This is a genomic window from Variovorax fucosicus, assembly GCF_030316825.1.
In the GTDB taxonomy this organism is placed as follows: Bacteria; Pseudomonadota; Gammaproteobacteria; order Burkholderiales; family Burkholderiaceae_C; genus Variovorax; species Variovorax fucosicus.
In genome coordinates, this window is record NZ_JASZYU010000001.1 from 1674458 (window position 1) to 1693752 (window position 19295).

A 19295-nucleotide genomic window follows, 5' to 3' on the forward strand; every position below is an offset into this window, starting at 1 on the left:
GATCACGCTCTGGCGGCTTTCGGGCGGCGCACGGCGCGGATCTTTCCGCTCTCTCCGCCGCCCGCATAAAAGAGGTCTGCGCCGTCGGACTCGAGCCCGCTGACGCCAACGCCGCTCGGCATCTCGAGCCGCTCGAGCACGGTGCCGCTCGACGGGTCGATCCGGCGGATCTCGCTCACGTCGCCTTCCCACGTGCCGTGCCACAGCTCGCCGTCGACCCAGGTCACGCCCGTGACGAAACGGTTGGACTCGATGGTGCGCACCACGGCACCGGTGGCCGGATCGATCTGGTGGATCCGGCGATCGCGGTACTGGCCCACCCACAGGCTGCCCTCGGCCCAGGTGAGCCCGGAGTCGCTCCCGCTGCCGGGCGCCGGGATCGACGCCACCACGTTGCCACTGACCGGGTCGATCTTGTCAATGCGTGTCTCGGCGATCTGATAGAGGTGCGTGCCATCGAAGGCGGTGCCGGCGTCGCAGGCACAGGCGAGCGTGCGCGCAGGCTCGCCTGTCTCGGGATCGAAGGCGACCAGGCTGGCCCCGGTGGCGGCCCAGACGCGGCGGCCGTCGTGGGTCACGCCGTGGATTTGATCGACGCCGGGGAAGGGGCCGTACTCGCGCACGATCTCGGCTGCATGCGCCGTGGCCTGGGGTCTGTCTTTGCTTGTGTTGCTGCTCATCGCTGGCTCCTGGTGGTGCGCCTCGAATCGGCGCCTGGAGACAACTCTATGCAAACGGCAGCGCAGCGGGGAGTAACAAGATCGTCGTGAATCCGGCCAGCGGCGGCGACAGCCAGCGGCGCGCGCGTGCCTGACCGATCGCGCGCACCCGCCCGGCCGCCTCGAGCTCGACCAGCGCGCGCTGGACGGTGCGCTGGCTGGCCCCCAGCGCCAGTGCCAGCGCCGAGGTCGACCAGGCCGCGCCGTCGGACAGCAGCGCCACCAGCGATGCCTGCTCGCCGTCGATGGGCGGCGCCAGCACGACGACGGCGCGATCGCCGTGCGGCTTGAGGACGAAGCCTCGCGCGGTGGCCTCGATGTGCGCGAGCGGCTTGACGAGCGCGCGCAGACGGCCGATCTCGACCCGCAGGCGCGCGCGGTGCGTCTCGTCGGGCCGACGTGTGTTGAATGCGTTCGCGATCAAGGCTTCGCGATCGACATCGCCCGGCCACGCTTCGGCGAGTGCACGCGCCAGCGCGAACAGCACCGGTCGGCGCGCCAGCGGCCGCCATGCGTCGCCGGCGCCCAAGCCGCGGCGGCAGGCGTCGACCACCAGGGCGTCCGAGGCCAGCAGCGCGGCAACTTCATCGAGGCACAGCGCCTGCTCGGCGCCGGCGAAGAGGCGCCGCGCGGCGGGACGATCGAGCACGGCCCGCAGCTCCGCCAGCTCGGCCAGGAGCGCCGGAACGCCGGCCCGATCGGCCGCCTCTTGCGCCAGTGCGAGCGCCGCCCGCGCCGAGGCCGTGCGCAGCGAGCGCAGTGCCAGCTCAGCTTCGGTCAACCTGGCCACCGCCGCCAGCGCCGGTGGCAGTCCACGCGCATCCAGCCGCGCCAGCGCGGCCGCAGCCTCGTCGAGGCGGCCCAGCAGCACGAGCCTGCGCACCGCGATCAGCCGCGCCTGCAGCGCGTTGGCACGATCGGCGCGCGCCTCGAGCGTGCTCGCCGCCGCCGCCAGCGGGCGCGGCGAACCACCGAGATCCCGCATGGCCAGCGCCACCTCGGCCTCGGCGACGACACAGCGCGCACGCGCCAGCTCCTCGTGCGCACCAAAGCCGCGGGCCGCGCGCCGCAGCAACTCGCGGGCGCGCGGGTGTTCGCCGAGCTGGGCCATGGCAATGCCGCGCAATGCCAGCGCCGGAGGGTCGTCGCGCAGAGCCACCCGCTTGAGCGCGCCGAGCGCGTCGCCCGCTGCGAGCGCACGCGCGGAGGCGGCGATCAGGGAGTCCATGGCGACAGGCTACACCGCGGTGCGGTGGCGTCGCACGCACGATCTGGGCGTCGTCCAACTTTTGTCTAGGCTCACACAAAGCTCGTGAGCACCAGGAGGATTTTTGAACTGGGTCGAAGATGCACTGGACTCGGCAGAGCCGGCAGACTCTTGGGAACTTGCAAGGACCACAGTCGGCCAGGATCAGCGAATAATTCGAGCGGCGCTGCAATCACCTCGCACACGACATGCATCACCTTGCCCAGCATCAGAAGAACCGCGATCTGGTCTCGATCTCTCGGGACGAGATCGACACCAACAGCATTCAGGGCTTCGTTCTGGCGTCCTCAGACGAACTCGTCGTACTCCAGTACGTATACGACTTCAACCTCGACGGACTCATGGTGCTTCGTGTCGCTGACATTAGCGAAGTACAAGCGTCAGCAACGGACAGGTTTCAGAAAGAACTGCTGGCGCACGAGGGCCTGGAAGAGAAGGTTCCGTTCGCATCCACTTTTGATCTGCTCAACTGGCGAGCATTGATTTCCCAACTTGCGAAGCAGAACGCCCTCGTGACTCTCGAATGCGAAACGAGCGACATGAAAGAACTTGTGATTGGTCGCGTCCAGAAGACCGCGGCGAGTTGGGTCGAGGTTCAACAATTCACCGGCGCCGCCAACTGGGTAGACACCCCGATCCGGCTGGACTACGAGAACATCAGCTGCTGTCAGGTCGGCACCAACTACGTAAACGTTTATCAACGCCACTTCGAACGAACCGCACGATAGTTCGATGACACACGACAGGAATCTCTCGCCGGTGGGTTGGTACTTGGTGTCGTACCTACTGCGTTTCGTCGAGTTGAAGGATGCCCAAAAAGACGACGACGAAGCTCGCTTCTTGTCGTGGGAGAACACGATCCTTGTCAAGGCAAGTACGCTTGACGATGCCTACGGAAAGGGTATGAGCGTAGCTCGCGAAGCTGCGAAGCCCTACAAAGGTGGGCCGGATGGCGTACCTGTTCAATGGAAGTTGGTTGGCATCACCGAAGTGCTTCCGATCTACGAGGAGCTTGGGGATGGAGCCGAAATCGCGTGGACGGAGCGTGCTCCTCGAAAGCTTAAAAACCTCAAGCTAACCAACTACTGCGGAAGTTGCGACCCAAGCGGTCAGCCATCCCATCATAGCCAGGCGACTTCCGTCCTTGGCTTGCAGGCTAAACTGCGGCCATCGGCCAAGCCCTGACGCTGATACCGATCTCACGGCATGCATTCTTTCGCTTTACAAGCTAGAAGCTGGGCGGTGCGGATCAAGCGCGACGGCCTGACGCTCTGGTTCGCCGGCAAACACCCAGCAACCCCTTGGTATGCCAAGGCGCTCGGTGTGTTCGTCGTGAGCTACGCATTGAGTCCGATCGACCTCATCCCAGATTTCATCCCTATCCTGGGCTACGTCGACGACGTTCTTCTTCTTCCGGCCCTGATCTGGTTGGCAGTCAGGATGATTCCGGCATCCACACTGGCCGAGTGCCGTAGTCAGGCGGACGACTGGATGCAAAGGACAGGGAAGAAGCCGACGAGTCGCATCGGAGCCGTTGCGATCGTGACCTTGTGGATCGCCATCGGCGTTGCGGTCTGGTACTGGTGGTGGTCGCACCGCGTATGAAAGCCAGACCTTTGGAGCTATGTTTCGGCCTTGGTGCCGGCGGTATCGGTGCCGTGTTTGGCATTTCCAAGAAGGAGATCTGCCAGCACAGATGTTGGCTCGATGTGGCCGCCGACTTTGTGCTTCCATTTGCCCTTGAAGCCTATTCCGGCGCGCTACCCTGGGCGCTGATCGGCCTGGTTTTTTTTGGCTGCGCCTTCAGGAGGCAGTGATGGAAAAGTGGATCCTCTACGCCATGGTCTCCATGGCCTTCGCCGGCTTCACTTCGGTGATCGCCAAGTTGGGTCTTGCTGGCATTTCCGGCGATCTGGGACTGGCCGTTCGAACATCTTTCGTCTTCGCATTCGTTCTCATGTTTGCCGCAGCCGTCGTTCCTTTCGACCAAGTGCGCTCTCTTACGCCCCGCAACATCGGCTGGCTCGCGCTATCCGGTGTCACTACCGCAGGCTCGTGGGTCTTTTACTACAAGGCCATCAAGCTAGGCGAGGTGTCCACAGTTGCGCTCATCGACAAAGGCAGCGTCGTGGTCGCGCTGGTGTTGGCCTGGCTTCTGCTTGGCGAAACGTTGACGGCCCCCAAGCTCATCGGCGGCGCAATGATGGTGGGCGGGTTGATCGTGATCGCAAGAGGCTAGCGGCAGCATCGGAGGCGCCCGCGGCGCGATTGCTCCGAAATCACCGCCGTTGGCTCGGAGCACCGGCTGCCAGTACCGCTGCTCAGCCGACAAACCTCTTGAAGTCGAGATCTCCAAAACAAATCGTCATCGCCAGGTCGCTGGCTCCAGCATGGGCAGCGACTGCAGGGAGGACTGTCTTCGTAGACAAATAGTTCGCATGGATCACCGCCCCTGCGATGGGCACGCTGTGTCATGCCCGGAATTGAGCCGGTCGCTTCAGGCTGGGTTCATCCCGCGAAAGTAGGCTCTCGCACCGTCTCGAGGCCTGCTTTTTTGTTCATGACACGCACCACGACCCTCCGCCTCGGCGCAGTGACGCTGCTCGCACTGGCTTTCTTGATGTTCTGGGATGTCTCCAACGGCGATCTGAAGCTGGCGCGCGTGATGGGCACCCCAATTGGGTTTCCTCTGCGCGAGAACCCATTCCTGGTTCACGTGATGCACGTGGGCGCCAGGGATCTGAGTTGGCTGCTGGTGATCGGCCTGTTCATTGCCATCCGCTGGCCCGTGGGCGTGCTGCGCAAGTTGGCCACGCGGGAGCGGACGCAGCTCGCGCTGACCGTGCTGGTTTCGGTACTCGCCGTCAGCCTCATCAAGCATTTCAGCCACACGAGCTGCCCCTGGGATCAGAAGGAGTTCGGCGGCGTTGCGCGCTACGTGTCGCACTGGTCGTGGAGCGTGAGGGATGGCGGTGCCGGCGGGTGCTTTCCAGCCGGACACGCCTCGGCCGCGTTTGCCTATGTCGGCGGCTATTTCGTGCTGCGCCGTGTTTCCGACCGCGCGGCATTGGTCTGGCTGGGCATCGCGGCCATCGCGGGCTTGGCGCTGGGGTTGGCGCAACAACTGCGCGGCGCCCACTACATGAGCCACACGCTCTGGACCGCCTGGATCTGCTGGACAGTCGGGTTCGCCATAGAAGTGGCCGTGACGCGGCCAAATCCATTCCTTGCCAAGGGGAATCGCTCTCTTCATGCAAGCGTTTGATTTCACTCTTTTTGGATGGCTCAATGCGGGCGCGTCTGCATCGCCGTGGCTCGTCGAGTTCGCACGTTTCGCCTCCGAGGGGCTGCCGGCCCTGCTCGCCCTGACGATCATCGCAGGCGCCGCGTTCGACAAGCGTTGGCGCTATGCGCTTTTCACCGCGCTGGTGAGCGTGCTGGCGACTTGGATCGTCGTGAACACATTTCGCTCGGCGTTGCCGTTCCCGAGGCCCGCGGCCTACGGCCTGGGCATCCAGTGGGCGCCGCAGGGCGTGCGGCCGGGCTTTCCGAGCCTGCATGCGGCCGCCACCTTTGCCGCGGCTTTCTCCCTGGGGTGCCTGCCGCACCGCGCGCCCATGCTGGCGGCACTTGGGCTGGCGGCGGTAGTAGGCTGGAGCCGCCTCTACCTTGGGCTGCACTTTCCTTCCGACGTGGCCGGGGCGGTGCTCCTTGGGGCGCTGGTGTCGATCATGGTCGAGCGCGGCGTGAGCAGACCGCTGAGCCTTGCCCTCGCCAGAATGCCTGCCCGGCGCAGGCGGTCGCGCGCACGGCGAACCTGAGAATTGCGTCCTATGTCACCTTCGGATCTCGAAACTGCACCGGTACACCACGTACATCAGGTGGAGGCGCCTGCACAAAATTACTCCCCGGCCGCGCTGTGGGTGCGCTTTAGTCAAGGGCTCGCACGGCCGCGTCCCGCCTGGCAAGTCGTGCTCTGGCTCAGCCTCTACTTGCTGCTGACCACCAACTGGCCTCTGGGGAACGAACTGGCCCGCATCGGCGGGGCGCCGAGCGCCTACATGCCAACGACCATTGCTGTGGGCCTGCTCGCACTTTGCGGCTCAGTGGCATTCCTTTCGCTCACGGCCTGGTCGCGCTGGCTCAAGCCGCTTTGGTTCGCGGTGGTCGTGCTGGCCGCGGTGGTGCAGCACTACATGCTGGCGTACCGCGTCGTCATGGATCCAACCATGATCGCCAACGCGCTGCAGACCGACGCTAAGGAAGCGCGCGACCTGCTGAGCTGGCGCATGGCCTTCAACGTGGGGGTGGTCGTGGTGCCCGCGGCGATGCTGCTCTGGCGCGTGCGCATCATTCGGATGCGCTTCTTCTCGAATCTCTGGCGCAACGCTGCCCTGCTGCTGCTGGCCGTGGTGGTGGCGTTGGGCACGGCGGTGGCCATGAACCGGCAACTTGCGCCGCTGATGCGCAACAACGTCCACCTGCGCTACATGATGAACCCGATTGCGAGCCTCTACTCGACGGGCGCCGTGTTCATCAAGCCGCTCTTCAAGCGCAGCGGCAAGCTGATCCCGATCACGGCCGGCACCACGCTCGGTGCGAGCTATGCCGCGCAGGCGCGCCCGCCGATGTTCGTGGTCGTAGTGGGCGAAACTGCGCGTGCGGATCACTTTGCCCTGAACGGCTACGCGCGCGACACCACCCCGGAACTGGCCAAGCGCGGGGTGCTGAGCTACCGCGACGTGCATTCGTGCGGCACCAACACGCTGGTCTCGGTGCCTTGCATGTTCTCGCCACTGGGCAAGCAAGGCTACGAATCGCGCAAGGACGACTACGAGAACCTGGTCGACGTGTTGCAGGCCGCGGGCCTGGCCGTACTCTGGCTGGACAACCAAGCTGGCTGCAAGGGCGTGTGCACGCGCATCCCCAATGCATCGGCCTTCGAAGGTCTTGACGCCGCAACAAAGAAGGCGCTGTGCGACGGCGACGAGTGCCTGGACAACGTGATGCTCAATGGCCTGGACGTGCGCATTGCCGCGCTGCCGGCGGAGCGCCGCGCCAAGGGCGTGGTGCTGGTCATGCACCAGATGGGCAGCCACGGGCCCGCTTACTACAAACGCTCGGCGCCCGACGTGAAGCGCTTCCAGCCCGAGTGCAAGACGAACGCGCTGGCTGAATGCGGCCACAACGAGCTGATAAACGCCTATGACAACTCCATCGTCCAGACCGACCGCTTCCTGGCCGACACCATCGACTGGCTCAAGGCACAGTCGAAGGCGTACGACCCGGCGATGCTGTACGTAAGCGACCATGGCGAATCGCTCGGCGAGTACGGCCTGTTCCTGCACGGCGTGCCATACAGCTTCGCGCCCGAGGCGCAGAAGCACGTGCCGATGGTCACCTGGTTCAGCGAAGGAATGAGCAAGCGGCGCAAGCTCTCGCGCTCGTGCATGGAAGCGAGGCTGGACACGCCACTCACGCACGACAACCTCTATCACACGGTGCTGGGCCTGATGGACGTGATCACGCCCACCTACAGGCCGGCGCTAGATGCCCTCGGGGCATGCCGCAACACGGGTTGACGCGCATGTTGGACGCAGGTATTCAATTCAGAAAAGCGCTTGGAAGACGGTCATGGGTGCGAAAGTGGCGCATCGGCGACCGTCCCCATCGTTGCGCAAATGTTCGACGCAATATCAGTCGTTCGGCGATCCGTGGACACGGCGGCACCACGGCGAGGGGGCAATACTTCCTTAAGGAAGGCTGAACGGGTCAATCAGCTGGCGTTCACCATTGAGACCTACGATGCCGCATGTTGCTCGCGCGAATCAGGAAGTGGGTTGCTAACCACTGTTTGCGGTGGTGCTGGGCAGGTGTTGCCATGGTGCTGCTGCTGCCGTTCATTGCGGCGCACTACCGCTGCGATGGTCTCGAGGACGAGCCGATGCTCAGACTGCACATCGCGGGCGAAGCGGTGCAGTTCGAGCCCGACAATCGCGCCGATCATCCGTCCGATCACGAAACCACCGTGTTCGCGCAGACCCCGGCGACCCTCAAGCACCCCGACGCGCTCAATCTCGCGCTGAACACCCTCATGGCCGCAGTTCTGGCGATGCTCCCGCTGGTACTTGCGATGGTGCGTCTGGTCATGCCTATTGTGCGCACGACCCCAGAGCGTGTGCCGACGCACAGTGATCCACCACCTCCTGTGGAGCCTTGGCGACGTTTGCCGCCCACCACCGCGCCACCTTTCATTGCCTGAGAAGCGAACGACGCCGCGCGCGTCGCATCTCCTCGCTGCCTGACCTCGCACGACGTCGTGACGTGCTCCGTCGCATCCGCAGCTTGGCCTTCCTTGCCGAAAGGTTCTGACCATGTCCAATTTCCTGGGGTGCGCATGCCGCATGGGGCGTCGCCCTGCGTCTGTGCTTTCTTTCATCTTGACCGGGGTCGCGCCATGAATGCGCTGAACCTCACGCTCTTCCACTGGCTCACGGCGGGCAGCGATCCCGTGCCGTGGCTGCTTTCCGTCGCCGGGGCTTGCGCGCTTTGGGGCAGTTGGTTAAGCGCGGCCATCCTCTTAGTTACCCTGTGGCGATACCGTGCCGACCGGGCTTACGTGTGCATCGTTGCGGCTGCGGCGGGATTGACATCGCTGCTGTCGCACGCCATTGCGATGTCTCTTGACCTACCCCGCCCCTTCGCACTCGGGCTGGCGCCAGCATATATCGCGCACGGGGGTCGCGGCTCATTGCCAAGCACGCACGCGGCCGTGATGTTCATGGTGGCGCTGGCCTTCACGTTGCGCCCCACCCTGCGCCGGTGGGGCGGTCCGCTGCTGGCGCTGGCGGCCATCACCGGATGGGCCCGGGTGTACGTGGGCGTCCATTTCCCTCTCGACATCGCCGCGGGCCTGCTGCTTGGTGCGCTGATCGCTGGCGCGGTCGTCATAGGTTGTTGGCTGGTTCATTTTTTCACGCTTCGAATGCAACGACACACGGGCACACGGGAGGCGGGTTCGCCATGGAGGCATTCATGAATTCTTCGACGAATATCAGGCTGCAGAGCGAGGCAGCCACCAGAATCGTCGATGGGCTTGGACTGACGGGAGAGCGGCAGAACAAGGCCGTCTCCTGCGTCATTCCATGCTTCAACGAGGGCGTTAATCTGCGGCAGCTGTTGCCTCGACTCGAAGAAATCCTATGGGCTACCAATTTGCGTTGGGAAATCATCGTCGTAGACGACGGCAGCACCGACGACACGGAGGAAGTCGCGCGCGCCTGGTGTGAGCTTCCCGGTTTTCGCTGCATCTCGCTGTCGCGCAATTTCGGCAAGGAAGCCGCCCTCACCGCGGGCCTGGCCGCTGCCACCGGCGACGCCGTGGTGCTGCTCGATGGCGACCTACAGCACTCGCCCGGCCTCATCCAAAAGATGATCGCCCAGTGGCTGGCCGGTGCCGAAGTGGTGTACGCAGTGCGCGAGGCGCGCACCGACGAAAGCCGGTTCAAGCAATTCGGCAGCAGCCTCTTCTACCGCCTGCTCGACACCTCGGATAGGTTCGCCGTCCCCAAGGATGCAGGCGACTTTCGCCTGATGGACCGCAAGGTGGTCGATGCACTCATGAGCCTGTCCGAGCGCAGCCGCTTTATGAAGGGCCTGTATGCCTGGGTGGGCTTCCGCGCCGTTGCCATACCTTACACACCTGCGCCGCGCGCGCAGGGTGTTAGCACCTTCAATGCGCAGCGCCTGGTACGGCTGGCCATCGACGGGCTCACCGCCTTCACGACCTGGCCGCTGCGCATGGTCAGTGTGGTCGGACTGATGTTTGCGCTGTCTGCCATCGGCTACGGCCTCTACGTGACCATCGACTACCTCCTGTTCGGCAACGCGGTCTCCGGCTGGACCACTATCGTCGTGAGCCTGATGTTCTTCATCGGCGTGCAGATGATCTCCACGGGTATCGTGGGCGAATACATCGCGCGCATCTACGAGGAGGTCAAGGGCCGCCCGTTGTACGTGGTGAGCCGGGAGCACGGAACCGGTCTGAAGAACGGCACGCCATGAAAGCCAACGAATCCGACCTCTGGGTTTCCCCTCGCCTCCTGTGGTTCGTGCTGGCGCTCTTCGCGTGGCTGCTGGCGACGGCATGGGCCCGCCCCTTGATGGCGCCCGACGAGGGCCGCTACGGCAGCGTCGCGCTGGCCATGCTGAACTCAGGCGACTGGCTGGTACCGCGGCTCGACGGCCTGCCTTTCTTCCACAAGCCGCCGCTGTTCTACTGGATCGGGGCTGCGGCGATGTCGGTGACGGGCCCGGTGGAATGGGCGGCGCGGCTGCCCTCGGTGCTCGGTGCGGTCGCGGGCGCGACGGCGCTGTATCTTTTCCTTCGCCGTTGGTCGACGCCACACGTAGCGCTGCTGTCGACCGTGGTGCTGGTGACCACGCCTTATTTTTTCCTGGGCGCGCAGTTCGCCAACCTCGACATGCTGGTGGCGGGATGCATCGCGTGCACAGTGCTGCTGGCGGCCGGGGCTGCATTGGCGAAGGAGCGTGGAGAGCCATGGCGAGCGCTGCTCGCGGGCGCTTACCTGTTCGCCGCAGCCGGGCTGCTGGCCAAGGGTCTCATCGGCCTCGTGCTCCCCGCGATGATCGTGACGATCTGGTGCGCCGTGACACACCGGCTCGCGGCGCTGCAGCTCGCTTTGTGGTTGCCGGGCTGGGCCCTGCTGCTAGTCCTTGCCGGTCCATGGTTCGTGCTCATGCAGGTGAGGTACCCAGGGTTCTTCGACTACTTCGTCGTGACGCAGCACTTCCGGCGCTTCGCTTCGTCGGGCTTCAACAACGAGCAGGGCTTCTGGTTCTACCTGCCGGTGCTGGCTGGACTGACGCTGCCGTGGTTCGCCTGGATGCTGGTGCCACGCGGCAAGGATGACGAAACGCGTGCCGAGCGCTGCGATGTTGACTGGCTGATGTGGATATGGCTCGCGGTGATCGTTGTGTTCTTCTCAGTGCCGCGCTCCAAGCTCGTGGGATACGTGCTGCCGGCACTCCCGCCGCTGGCCTACGTGATCGCACAGCGCGTGTTCGCGGGTCGTTCACGTTATGCGCTACGGACCCCGTTGCTCGCGACCGCGCTGGTGGCCGTCGCGGTGTGCGTGGCTTGTGTGCCGATTGTCGCGATCTACTCGGCACCGCCCGGCACTCGCCTGAGACTGCCTGCCGGCATGTCGGTCGCGCCCGGCGAGCGGGTGCTGATGGTCGACAGCTACGACTACGAGATCCCCTTCTACTGGAATCTGCGCGAGCCAGTGCTGGTATCGGACGATTGGGAGGCCGCGGCACGCGACACGCGCGACAACTGGCGCAAGGAACTCTCCGATGCGGGGCGCTTCGAACCGGCGCGCACTGCTGCGACGTTGCTGAACCGAACCCAGCTGGCTTACACGCTCTGCGTGCCCCGCGCCACCTGGATTGTCGGGCCGAACTTCGCGCAGCTCACCAATCCCTGGCTGGCTCGCGCCCAGTTGGTGGTGGTCAACGATGCCCTTGCCGCATGGCGGTTCCCAGGGAGTGCCTCCAGCGACCCGCATTGCTTGACCTCCGCGTCCGCTGCACCAGCCTCCAATGCGGCCGGCAATGACTGAGGCCATCGGGCTCGGGGCAGTCGCGATGCAGGAGATCTGCATATGCGCCGACGATTTCGGTCTAGGCGCCGGCGTCAACACGGCGGTCGTTGACCTGGCCGAGCGCGGCAAGATTTCCGCCACCAGCGGCATGGTGCGGCGCAGCGCCTGGGTGGACGGCGCGCGGATGCTGCGCCGCATTGCCCCCGAACAGCTCGAAGTCGGCCTGCACCTTGATCTCACCCGGCCGTCGCAGGGGGATGGAGCCGAGCCCGGTTTGGCGGGACTGCTCTTGCAAACCTACACACGAACGGTGTTCGTGGAAGGACTGAGGTCCGACGTTTGCGACCAGCTCACGCGCTTCGAGGACGCCATGGGATGCGCACCCGCCTTCATCGACGGTCATCGGCACGTGCACCAGTTTCCGGTGGTGCGCGAGGTGCTGGTCGAGGAGATCTCTAGGCGTTATCCAACGTCGCCGCCATGGCTGCGCAGCACAGAGCCCGGCGGCCCACTGCGGCGAGAGGGCCTGAAGGCTCGGATGATCCACGCGCTCGGCGGCTCTACCCTGCAACAGCAGGCCCGCTCTCGCGGCATCCCCTGCAGCCGCGGACTTCTGGGTGTGTATGACTTTGATGGCGACGCCGGCGCCTATCGGAGCCGACTGGACTACTGGCTGCGCACCGCCCGCACAGGCGACGTGCTGATGTGCCACCCATCTGCTGCCCCTTTTGCAGCGGATCCCCACGCGAATGCCCGGCTCCAAGAGTACGAGGAGTTGGGCGCAATCGACTTCCCCTGGCACAGCGGAACCGGCAGCGTTCGGCCGGTGACCCTGACGCGATTGTTGCGGGCCGGTCTGGCGATGTCGAAACAGCGCGGAATTTCGACTCGCTCGGCGAGTTGATCCGGCGACACTCTGAATCCCTGCTCAATCGCCGCTGAAGCTGAACAACAACCACGTCGCGACGCCGGCCGACGCATCAGCCTACCGCTGCTGGAAGAACTGCGCCAGCGCACGGGTGCCCAGCGCGCACTCGCGAAGCGGATCGATGGCCCCCAGGCCGCGGCGGCGGGGTAAAAGAGCGACCCTCTACGAGCGACGGAGAAAAGTGCACGTTTCGCGCTCCCGATGCTTAACGACTGTCATGTCGATTGACCGTTGCGACTTCGAGTGGCCAATCGCAATCACCGCAGGTGGATTGAAGGAGGCGCTACGCCTTGCAGAAACATCGGCACCCGCTGTTTGGTGTGGTGCGGATGCAATCTCCGATGCGGACTACGCCTTGTTGAAAGGCAAGAGTCTTTCGCGATTCAGCTACGAATTGGGCGCTCGCGACCCTGAGGTGCTTGAGGAGGCGCTTGATACCATCGACCAGCATCATCCCAATGAGGTGGTCTGGGTCGAGGGTACGCCTACACGGGCCTGACCGAAACTGGCAATGAGCAGACGGGTCCGCGTCGAAATCGCCCTGCTACTTGCAGCGGCTGGTTTGACTGCGATAGGTACATGGCTGGGACGTGAACTTTCCAAAAACCTCAATGGAACCTGATCGAACGACCGAAGCACGATTGCTGGATGTGCAGGCCGAACTGCAAGCGCTTGAGCCGACCACTGAAGACGAAGCTTCCTGGGAGGCCAGGGAGTTCTTCTGCCAGGAGCTCGCGCCAGCCAACTACCTGCTCACGTACACCCTCCATCAGGGCCACCGGGTGACCCGAAGAGCGACGTTGTGGCGCCGGGTTTCGGAGCGGTGGCAAGTCGTCTATCACCAGGGAACCCCGGTGGCGGGCGCCAACATTGGGGGCGCATAAGGGGCCAAGCCGACAAAGCGGAAGTGTGCCAAGCGCCTGCTGCGCCTGACGGATCAGCGCCAATCATCCTCTGGAAAGCGGACGCCTCCGGTTGGGTTCTTTCGCGGCCCCCCCATGGCTTCGGACATCGAAGACACCACGGCGGCCCATTCCTCGCCTGTCAGCAACAGTGCGGTTTGCGAGTGGAGCAGCGTGTCCTCCCGCTCCAGGTGGGCGGCCATCAGCCGGCGATGCTCCTGCAGCAGGGTTTCGGCGGTTCTGGCTGCGCCCATGTCGCCCGATCCGGCCAGCTTCAACGCGGCTTTCGACTGCGAGAGCAGGTCGTCGCAGTGCCGGCTTTCCAGTTCGAGCTCATTGAGCAGTTCGTCTGCCTCGGCCGACCTGCCACGCATGGTCTCGAGCAGCACGACGCCCTTGGGGCGGTGCGTTGTTTCTTCGAATGCCTGAAAGTGCTCGACGAGTTCGACGAGCGACGCGGCCTGCGATTGCGGGTGCGCCCAACCGCCGGATTTCAGCGTGCCGTCGACCCGCGTCGACAACTCGCGCATGCGAGCGTGCTCGGCTCGCAAGATGGCCCACGCACATTCGGCCGCCAACATGTTTTCATCCCCTTTGAGCCGGTCTGCCCCTGCGGGCCTGCCGGGAGGTTCGATCCTGCCAACAGGGTACTTGTACAGCGTTGCGGCCGGCGCTGCAACGTGGCCTTCCCCCGGTGGCCGGTGAGCTCGATCGACCCGCCTCAGATCACCCGGAAGTGGTGCGTGCCGTCGCGCGCGAGTTGCGCGACCAGGCCGAACTCCCAGTCGAGGTAGGCCTGCATCGCTTCGGCCGGGGCATCGGTGCCCTCGTAGGGGCGGCGGTAGCGTTGTGCGCCGACTGAGTGAACCGCGCCCGGCGCACCGGTTTCGCTGAACGCGGCGGCATCGACGGGCGCGAGCACATGCACGTCCCAGCCCATCTGAGCGAGCCACGATGCGGTCATCGGCGCGCGCACGGCGTCGTCGTCCGCAAGCACGATGCGCGCGCCGCGCACCGGCACGTGGTGGTCGGTTTCCTGGACCAGCTGGCCGCCCGGCGCACTGGCGAAGCCGGGCAGGTGCCCGGCCGCGTATTCGTCGGGCGTGCGCACGTCGAATCGGTACAGCGTGCGGTCGGGCGCCTCGAGCGAATGCAGGGCGGCCAGCGCGATCCATTGAACGCCGGCGCGCTCGGCCACGCCGCGCGCATCGGCCTGCGCCTGTGTGCGGATGGCCTCGCCGAGCACGGTCGGTGCGCGCCGCACCGCCCCCTGGTCGAGCACCTGCCCCGCCAGCTTCCAGCCGATGGTGCCGTTGCGCAAGGCCGCCACCGGGTTCGGAATGCCGGCGTTCACCAGCGACTGCGTGCCGATGATGCTGCGCGTGCGGCCGGCGCAATTGACGATGACCTGCGTGGCCGGATCGGGCGCGAGCGCGCGCACGCGCAGCACCAGCTCGGCGCCCGGCACGCTGGTGGCCGTGGGGATGCTCATGGTCTGGTACTCGTCGAAGCGGCGCGCGTCGAGCACGACCACGTTCGCCTGCCCGTCGACCAGTGCCTTCACCTCCTGCGCCGACAGCGACGGCGTGTGGCGCTCGTGCTCGACCAGCTCACCGAAGGACTTGCTCGGCACGTTGACATCGCGGAACAGCTCGCCGCCGGCCTCGCGCCAGCCTTCGAGACCGCCTTCGAGCCGGTGCACGCGGGTGTAGCCCAGCGCGGCGAACAGGGCGGCGGCGCGCGGCACCAGGTCTTCGCCCGCATCGTCCTCGCCATAGAGCACGATCAACGTGTCATGGCGCGGAATGCGGCGCCGCGCATCGGGCTCGATGCGCGAGAGCGGCAGGTTGGCGGCCCAGAGCGGATGGGCCTGTGCGAAGGGATGCTCTTCGCGCAGGTCGATCAGGGCGATCTCGCGGCGGGCGAGCAGGTGGGCGCGCACGTCCGCGAAAGAGAGGGTGTCGGTCATGGCGGGCGCTGCAGGTTGGAATAGCCGGAGACGAAGGGCTTGCGCCCTCCTTCGGGCGGGTAAGTATGCCGCTGCACACGGCCGATGTCGGCGCCGTAGACGTGGATGCTGATCGACACGCGGTCGTCGTGCGCATTGCGCACGCGGTGCACGTCGCCGATGGTGGGCGACACGGCTTCCACGTCGCCCGGAGCCAGCCGCACCGGCTCGCCTTGCGGCTGCAAGGTGTCGCCGACCTGCGCATAGCCCTGGCTGTACTCCGCCCCGCGCAGCATGCCGATCAGGCCCCACACCGTGTGGTCGTGCACCGGCGTGGCCTGGCCCGGGCCCCAGACGAAGCTCACCACCGAAAAGCGCGCGGCCGGATCGACATGCAGCGCGAACTGCTGGTAGCGCGACGGATCGGGTTGCGCATACGCATCAGGCAGCCAGCCGTCGTGCGCAACCAGCCGGCGCAGCAGCGCGCCGCCTTCGCGCAGGATGCGCGCCTCGTCCGGCGCGCTGTCGAGCAGGCGGCTGAAGGCGGCGACGAAATCGTGCAGCGGTGCAATCGCGGCGGCGCTCACGCGGCGCGGCGCCAGAGCTGCGCGTCGGTGATGGCGCGCACGTCGACCCGCACCGGCAGGATGCCGTCGCGCGCCGAGCGGTCTGCCACGGTCTGCAGCGCGACGATGTCGGCCTCGCTCACAGGACGCCCGGCGACGGCCGAGCGTGCGGTGATGGTGCGCGCTGCCTCGATCGGCAGCCGTGTGAGCTGGGTGTAGGCCTGTGCATAGGCCTCCGGATTGGCCAGCGCCCAGTCGCCAGCGCGCGCCAGCCGGTCGAGAAACTGCACGATCGCTGCGCGCTTGCCCGCATCGGCCAGCGCCGCCTCGCTCGCGGTGATGAAGCCGAGCGCTGTGTTGATGCCGCGCCCGTCGCGCAGGATGCGGCCGCCCTGCTGCAGGGCGATCGTGTAGTAGGGATCGAAGATGGCCCAGGCATCGATCTGCTTGGACGCGAAGGCCGCGGCCGCATCGGTCGGCAGCACGAACTTGACCGTGACCTCGTCGCGCCGCACGCCAGCTTCTTCGAGCGCGCCGTAGAGCTGGTACTGCGAGATGCTGCCGCGCGCCGACGAGACGATCACGGTCTGGCCGCGCAGGTCGGCCACGCTGCGCAGCGGCGAGCCCGGTTGCACCACGATGCCGAGCGATTCGGCCTTGCCGACGCGTGTGGCCACGATCTTGAGCGGCGTCTTGCCGACGGCCGCGGCCAGCACAGGGAGGTCGCCGGCCACTGCGGTATCGACCGCGCCGCTGCGGTGCGCCTCGAACAGCGGCGCCGCACCCTGGAAGTTGGCCCAGCGCCAGGCGAACGGCGCGCCCTCGAGTGCGCGCGAGGCTTCGAACAGCGCGCGCAGGCCGCCGGCCTGGTCGCCGAGCACGAGCGCGGCCTGGGTCTGCGCTGCCGCATGGTGGCCGATGAATCCGGCCGCACCGAGCGAGGCAACACCGGCCTGCTGCAGCCAGCGGCGACGGGAGAGATGGAGTGCGTTCATGCAACAAGCTCCTGCAGCGCACGGCGCCCTGCGGCCACCAGCACAGCGTCGTTCTGTGGTGTGTGGATGCGGCCGCACAGCACGTCGCGGTAGTGGCGCTCCAGCGGGTTCTGGCGCGTGAGGCCGTGGTTGCCGCTCGACTGCAGCGCGAGCTCGACTGCGCGGATCGCGTTGTTCGCTACCGTGTACTTGAGCAGGCCGCTGTCGGCGGCCGCGGGTGCATGACCGCCGTCCACCGCTCCAGCGGCGTGGTCCAGCAGCACGCGGTTCACGCGCAGCAGCGCTTCGATCTCGCCGACCGTCTCCTGGATGCGCGGGAGGCTCGCGAGCGGCGCACCGAGGCCGCTGGGTGCGCGTTGGTTGAGAAAGCCCACGAGCCAGTCGCGCGCGGCCTGCGCGACCGCGTCGTAGAGGCTGCCGAGCAGCACGACCATCCAGGCCTGCTGCACCGCATGGGCATCGATGTCGGTCTGGCTGCCGGCGTCGGGCGCCCAGTCGGCCGGCGCACGCAGGTCGACCGCATGCGCAAGCGGAATCGCAACATCGTCGAACACGACCTCGTGGCTGCCCGAGGCGCGCAGGCCCAGGTGATCCCAGCTTGCAATCACGCGGATGCCAGGCGCATCGCGCGGCACGAGGAAGGTGCCGACACGCGGCGCGGCCTCGTCGGTGCGGCCCCACACCGCCAGCCAGCGCAGGCCTTCGATGCCCGTGGTGTAGAGCTTGTGGCCGCTGAGGCGCCAGCCCTCACCATCGCGCCGTGCGATGGTGGCGGGCAGGCCGCCGCGCGCCGGCGACCCGAGCGCGGGCTCGACCCGCAGCGAATTGATCAGCGCACCGTGCGCCACGGCATCGCGTGCCACGCGCTCGCGCAGCGCCGCGGGCCAGCGGCTGTCGCTGCGCGCAATCGCGTGGTGCTGCAGGTAAGTCATGGTGAGGATCAGCGCGGTGGCCGGCTCGCCGCGCGCAACCGCCGCGATCACGCGGCGTGCCGCAGCCAGCGTGGCACCGCCGCCACCGAAGGCCTGCGGCGCCACCAGTCCGATCAGGCCGCGGGCCTGCAACAGCTCGAAGTTGGCGCGCGGAAAGGCGCCGCTGCGGTCGTGGTCGGCCGCGGTGGTGGCAAACAGCGCGGTCAGTTGCGCAAGCAAGGCCGCATCGGGCGATTCGGAAACGGGCGCATCGCGGCGCAGGGGTATGGCACTCATGCCGCGAAGGTAGCGGCGTGCGGCGCGCCGGGGAACAACCGATCCCGCATATGCAAACTCGTTTTTCTGAGTTCGCTTTTCGGGCCGCGATGGCTACGGTCGGGGTCATGACACCTTCATCCCTCCATCGCCGTGCGTGGCTCCAGGCCGCAGCCGCCACCGCCGCCGCCGGCCTGCTCCCGCCGCTGGCACAGGCGGCGAGCGCGTCCCAGGCCGACCTGCGCGGCGTGACGCTGCGCGTCGGCACCTACAAGGGCCTGTGGCGCCCGCTGCTGCAGGCCTCGGGCCAGGCCGACACGCCCTACAAGATCGACTGGCGCGAGCTGAACAACGGCGTGCTGCACATCGAGGCCATCAACGGCGACGCGCTGGATCTCGGCTCGGGCAGCGAGATCCCGGCCGTGTTCGCAGCGCGGCAGAAAGCCAATGTGCGCTTCGTCGCGGTGACGCACGAAGACCTCAATAACCAGGCCACGCTGGCCCGCAAGGATGCGCCGATCCGCAGCATCGCCGACTTCAAGGGCAAGCGCGTGGGCTACGTGCGCGCCACCACCTCGCACTACTACCTGGCCAAGCAGCTGGCCGAGGCCGGGCTGTCGTTCGCCGACATCCAGCCGGTGAGCCTGACACCGGCCGACGGCCTCTCGGCCTTTGCTCGTGGCGATCTCGATGCCTGGGCGATCTACGGCTACAACGGCCAGCTCGCGCGCACGCAGTACGGCGCCCGCACCATCAAGACCGGCGTCGGCTACCTCTCGGGCAACTTTCCGATCTATGCCAACCCGCGCACGCTGAACGACGCGCCGCGCCGTGCCGCCATTGCCGACCTGCTGCGGCGGCTGCAGCGCTCGTTCGCCTGGATCAACGGCAACTTCCTGGCCTATGCGCGCGCGCAGTCGGCCGAGACGCGCGTGCCGGTCGGCGACCTGGTGGAACTGTTCAACGGGCGCAGCGGCGACTACAGCCTCGCGGCCGTCGACGACGGCGTTATTCGCAGCCACCAGGACGTGGCCGACACCTTCCAGAAGCTCGGCGTTCTCGACGGCCCGGCCAACGTGCGGCCGTTGTGGGATCGCAGCTTGATCTAGGACTCGCCCCCAGGCTGCGCGGCACTGCGTGTCCGCTTCGCCAACCCC

General features: G+C 66.4%; 23 protein-coding genes. 16 read left to right on the plus strand and 7 right to left on the minus strand.

Annotated features, from left to right (window positions below; genetic code table 11):
• Window positions 1-2: 2 nt before the first annotated feature.
• Together QTI05_RS07955 and QTI05_RS07960 are read right to left on the minus strand one after the other, a co-directional pair.
• A complete protein-coding gene (locus QTI05_RS07955) occupies window positions 3-680 on the minus strand; it encodes a Vgb family protein (RefSeq protein WP_286623775.1) in 678 nt (225 codons plus the stop codon).
• Between the two features lie 46 nt (window positions 681-726).
• Complete coding sequence (locus QTI05_RS07960) at window positions 727-1947, minus strand: helix-turn-helix domain-containing protein (RefSeq protein WP_286623777.1); 1221 nt, start codon at window positions 1945-1947, stop codon at window positions 727-729.
• A gap of 227 nt (window positions 1948-2174) precedes the next feature.
• Between QTI05_RS07960 and QTI05_RS07965 the strand changes: the two genes are divergently transcribed.
• From QTI05_RS07965 to QTI05_RS08035, 15 genes are all read left to right on the plus strand, one after another.
• Window positions 2175-2714, plus strand: coding sequence for a hypothetical protein (locus tag QTI05_RS07965; RefSeq protein WP_286623779.1), 540 nt, complete (start codon window positions 2175-2177; stop codon window positions 2712-2714).
• Window positions 2715-2718: 4 nt separating this feature from the next.
• The gene (locus tag QTI05_RS07970; protein WP_286623780.1) at window positions 2719-3171 is read left to right on the plus strand and encodes a DUF4288 domain-containing protein; all 453 of its coding nucleotides are present in this window, start codon (window positions 2719-2721) and stop codon (window positions 3169-3171) included.
• A gap of 21 nt (window positions 3172-3192) precedes the next feature.
• The gene (locus tag QTI05_RS07975; RefSeq protein WP_286623782.1) at window positions 3193-3591 is read left to right on the plus strand and encodes a YkvA family protein; all 399 of its coding nucleotides are present in this window, start codon (window positions 3193-3195) and stop codon (window positions 3589-3591) included.
• Window positions 3588-3803 (plus strand): hypothetical protein, encoded by a 216-nt coding sequence (locus QTI05_RS07980; RefSeq protein WP_286623784.1) that lies wholly within the window; start codon window positions 3588-3590, stop codon window positions 3801-3803. The genes QTI05_RS07975 and QTI05_RS07980 overlap by 4 nt, the downstream gene beginning before the upstream one ends.
• Window positions 3803-4225 carry an EamA family transporter gene (locus tag QTI05_RS07985; RefSeq protein WP_286623786.1) on the plus strand — a complete coding sequence of 141 codons (423 nt, stop codon included), beginning with the start codon at window positions 3803-3805 and terminating at the stop codon, window positions 4223-4225. The genes QTI05_RS07980 and QTI05_RS07985 overlap by 1 nt, the downstream gene beginning before the upstream one ends.
• 321 nt (window positions 4226-4546) lie before the next feature.
• A complete protein-coding gene (locus QTI05_RS07990; protein ID WP_286623788.1) occupies window positions 4547-5251 on the plus strand; it encodes a phosphatase PAP2 family protein in 705 nt (234 codons plus the stop codon).
• Window positions 5238-5807 (plus strand): phosphatase PAP2 family protein, encoded by a 570-nt coding sequence (locus tag QTI05_RS07995; protein WP_286623790.1) that lies wholly within the window; start codon window positions 5238-5240, stop codon window positions 5805-5807. The genes QTI05_RS07990 and QTI05_RS07995 overlap by 14 nt, the downstream gene beginning before the upstream one ends.
• Before the next feature lie 12 nt (window positions 5808-5819).
• Entirely contained in the window at window positions 5820-7568 is a 1749-nt protein-coding gene (locus QTI05_RS08000; protein WP_286623792.1) for a phosphoethanolamine transferase, read from the plus strand.
• Between the two features lie 299 nt (window positions 7569-7867).
• Window positions 7868-8248: a hypothetical protein gene (locus tag QTI05_RS08005; protein ID WP_286623795.1), complete on the plus strand. Its 381-nt coding sequence runs from the start codon at window positions 7868-7870 to the stop codon at window positions 8246-8248.
• A 195-nt stretch (window positions 8249-8443) separates the two neighbouring features.
• Window positions 8444-9025 carry a phosphatase PAP2 family protein gene (locus QTI05_RS08010; protein ID WP_286623796.1) on the plus strand — a complete coding sequence of 194 codons (582 nt, stop codon included), beginning with the start codon at window positions 8444-8446 and terminating at the stop codon, window positions 9023-9025.
• Complete coding sequence (locus tag QTI05_RS08015; RefSeq protein ID WP_286623797.1) at window positions 9010-10050, plus strand: glycosyltransferase family 2 protein; 1041 nt, start codon at window positions 9010-9012, stop codon at window positions 10048-10050. The genes QTI05_RS08010 and QTI05_RS08015 overlap by 16 nt, the downstream gene beginning before the upstream one ends.
• A complete protein-coding gene (locus tag QTI05_RS08020) occupies window positions 10047-11630 on the plus strand; it encodes an ArnT family glycosyltransferase (protein WP_286623798.1) in 1584 nt (527 codons plus the stop codon). The genes QTI05_RS08015 and QTI05_RS08020 overlap by 4 nt, the downstream gene beginning before the upstream one ends.
• Complete coding sequence (locus QTI05_RS08025; protein WP_286623799.1) at window positions 11623-12516, plus strand: ChbG/HpnK family deacetylase; 894 nt, start codon at window positions 11623-11625, stop codon at window positions 12514-12516. Before QTI05_RS08020 ends, QTI05_RS08025 begins: the two co-directional genes overlap by 8 nt.
• Before the next feature lie 241 nt (window positions 12517-12757).
• Entirely contained in the window at window positions 12758-13039 is a 282-nt protein-coding gene (locus tag QTI05_RS08030) for a hypothetical protein (RefSeq protein ID WP_286623800.1), read from the plus strand.
• A gap of 112 nt (window positions 13040-13151) precedes the next feature.
• Window positions 13152-13424, plus strand: a complete 273-nt coding sequence (locus QTI05_RS08035) for a hypothetical protein (RefSeq protein WP_286623801.1) — start codon at window positions 13152-13154, stop codon at window positions 13422-13424.
• 53 nt (window positions 13425-13477) lie between these two features.
• Here QTI05_RS08035 and QTI05_RS08040 read toward each other — a convergent pair whose 3' ends face one another.
• From QTI05_RS08040 to QTI05_RS08060, 5 genes are all read right to left on the minus strand, one after another.
• Window positions 13478-14023: a hemerythrin domain-containing protein gene (locus QTI05_RS08040; protein ID WP_286623803.1), complete on the minus strand. Its 546-nt coding sequence runs from the start codon at window positions 14021-14023 to the stop codon at window positions 13478-13480.
• A 140-nt stretch (window positions 14024-14163) separates the two neighbouring features.
• Window positions 14164-15411: a rhodanese-like domain-containing protein gene (locus QTI05_RS08045; protein WP_286623804.1), complete on the minus strand. Its 1248-nt coding sequence runs from the start codon at window positions 15409-15411 to the stop codon at window positions 14164-14166.
• A complete protein-coding gene (locus QTI05_RS08050; protein ID WP_286623805.1) occupies window positions 15408-15977 on the minus strand; it encodes a cysteine dioxygenase family protein in 570 nt (189 codons plus the stop codon). Before QTI05_RS08050 ends, QTI05_RS08045 begins: the two co-directional genes overlap by 4 nt.
• Window positions 15974-16951, minus strand: coding sequence for an ABC transporter substrate-binding protein (locus tag QTI05_RS08055; RefSeq protein WP_286623807.1), 978 nt, complete (start codon window positions 16949-16951; stop codon window positions 15974-15976). The genes QTI05_RS08050 and QTI05_RS08055 overlap by 4 nt, the downstream gene beginning before the upstream one ends.
• Complete coding sequence (locus tag QTI05_RS08060; protein ID WP_286623808.1) at window positions 16948-18159, minus strand: acyl-CoA dehydrogenase family protein; 1212 nt, start codon at window positions 18157-18159, stop codon at window positions 16948-16950. Before QTI05_RS08060 ends, QTI05_RS08055 begins: the two co-directional genes overlap by 4 nt.
• A 107-nt stretch (window positions 18160-18266) precedes the next feature.
• Between QTI05_RS08060 and QTI05_RS08065 the strand changes: the two genes are divergently transcribed.
• Entirely contained in the window at window positions 18267-19247 is a 981-nt protein-coding gene (locus QTI05_RS08065) for an ABC transporter substrate-binding protein (protein WP_286623810.1), read from the plus strand.
• Window positions 19248-19295: the final 48 nt, after the last annotated feature.

Coding starts and splice junctions, on each gene's coding strand:
- QTI05_RS07955 (WP_286623775.1), bottom strand. CDS start 680: ATGAGCAGCAACACAAGCAAAGACAGACCCCAGGCCACGGCGCATGCA.
- QTI05_RS07960 (WP_286623777.1), bottom strand. CDS start 1,947: ATGGACTCCCTGATCGCCGCCTCCGCGCGTGCGCTCGCAGCGGGCGAC.
- QTI05_RS07965 (WP_286623779.1), top strand. CDS start 2,175: ATGCATCACCTTGCCCAGCATCAGAAGAACCGCGATCTGGTCTCGATC.
- QTI05_RS07970 (WP_286623780.1), top strand. CDS start 2,719: ATGACACACGACAGGAATCTCTCGCCGGTGGGTTGGTACTTGGTGTCG.
- QTI05_RS07975 (WP_286623782.1), top strand. CDS start 3,193: ATGCATTCTTTCGCTTTACAAGCTAGAAGCTGGGCGGTGCGGATCAAG.
- QTI05_RS07980 (WP_286623784.1), top strand. CDS start 3,588: ATGAAAGCCAGACCTTTGGAGCTATGTTTCGGCCTTGGTGCCGGCGGT.
- QTI05_RS07985 (WP_286623786.1), top strand. CDS start 3,803: ATGGAAAAGTGGATCCTCTACGCCATGGTCTCCATGGCCTTCGCCGGC.
- QTI05_RS07990 (WP_286623788.1), top strand. CDS start 4,547: ATGACACGCACCACGACCCTCCGCCTCGGCGCAGTGACGCTGCTCGCA.
- QTI05_RS07995 (WP_286623790.1), top strand. CDS start 5,238: ATGCAAGCGTTTGATTTCACTCTTTTTGGATGGCTCAATGCGGGCGCG.
- QTI05_RS08000 (WP_286623792.1), top strand. CDS start 5,820: ATGTCACCTTCGGATCTCGAAACTGCACCGGTACACCACGTACATCAG.
- QTI05_RS08005 (WP_286623795.1), top strand. CDS start 7,868: ATGGTGCTGCTGCTGCCGTTCATTGCGGCGCACTACCGCTGCGATGGT.
- QTI05_RS08010 (WP_286623796.1), top strand. CDS start 8,444: ATGAATGCGCTGAACCTCACGCTCTTCCACTGGCTCACGGCGGGCAGC.
- QTI05_RS08015 (WP_286623797.1), top strand. CDS start 9,010: ATGGAGGCATTCATGAATTCTTCGACGAATATCAGGCTGCAGAGCGAG.
- QTI05_RS08020 (WP_286623798.1), top strand. CDS start 10,047: ATGAAAGCCAACGAATCCGACCTCTGGGTTTCCCCTCGCCTCCTGTGG.
- QTI05_RS08025 (WP_286623799.1), top strand. CDS start 11,623: ATGACTGAGGCCATCGGGCTCGGGGCAGTCGCGATGCAGGAGATCTGC.
- QTI05_RS08030 (WP_286623800.1), top strand. CDS start 12,758: ATGTCGATTGACCGTTGCGACTTCGAGTGGCCAATCGCAATCACCGCA.
- QTI05_RS08035 (WP_286623801.1), top strand. CDS start 13,152: ATGGAACCTGATCGAACGACCGAAGCACGATTGCTGGATGTGCAGGCC.
- QTI05_RS08040 (WP_286623803.1), bottom strand. CDS start 14,023: ATGTTGGCGGCCGAATGTGCGTGGGCCATCTTGCGAGCCGAGCACGCT.
- QTI05_RS08045 (WP_286623804.1), bottom strand. CDS start 15,411: ATGACCGACACCCTCTCTTTCGCGGACGTGCGCGCCCACCTGCTCGCC.
- QTI05_RS08055 (WP_286623807.1), bottom strand. CDS start 16,951: ATGAACGCACTCCATCTCTCCCGTCGCCGCTGGCTGCAGCAGGCCGGT.
- QTI05_RS08060 (WP_286623808.1), bottom strand. CDS start 18,159: ATGAGTGCCATACCCCTGCGCCGCGATGCGCCCGTTTCCGAATCGCCC.
- QTI05_RS08065 (WP_286623810.1), top strand. CDS start 18,267: ATGACACCTTCATCCCTCCATCGCCGTGCGTGGCTCCAGGCCGCAGCC.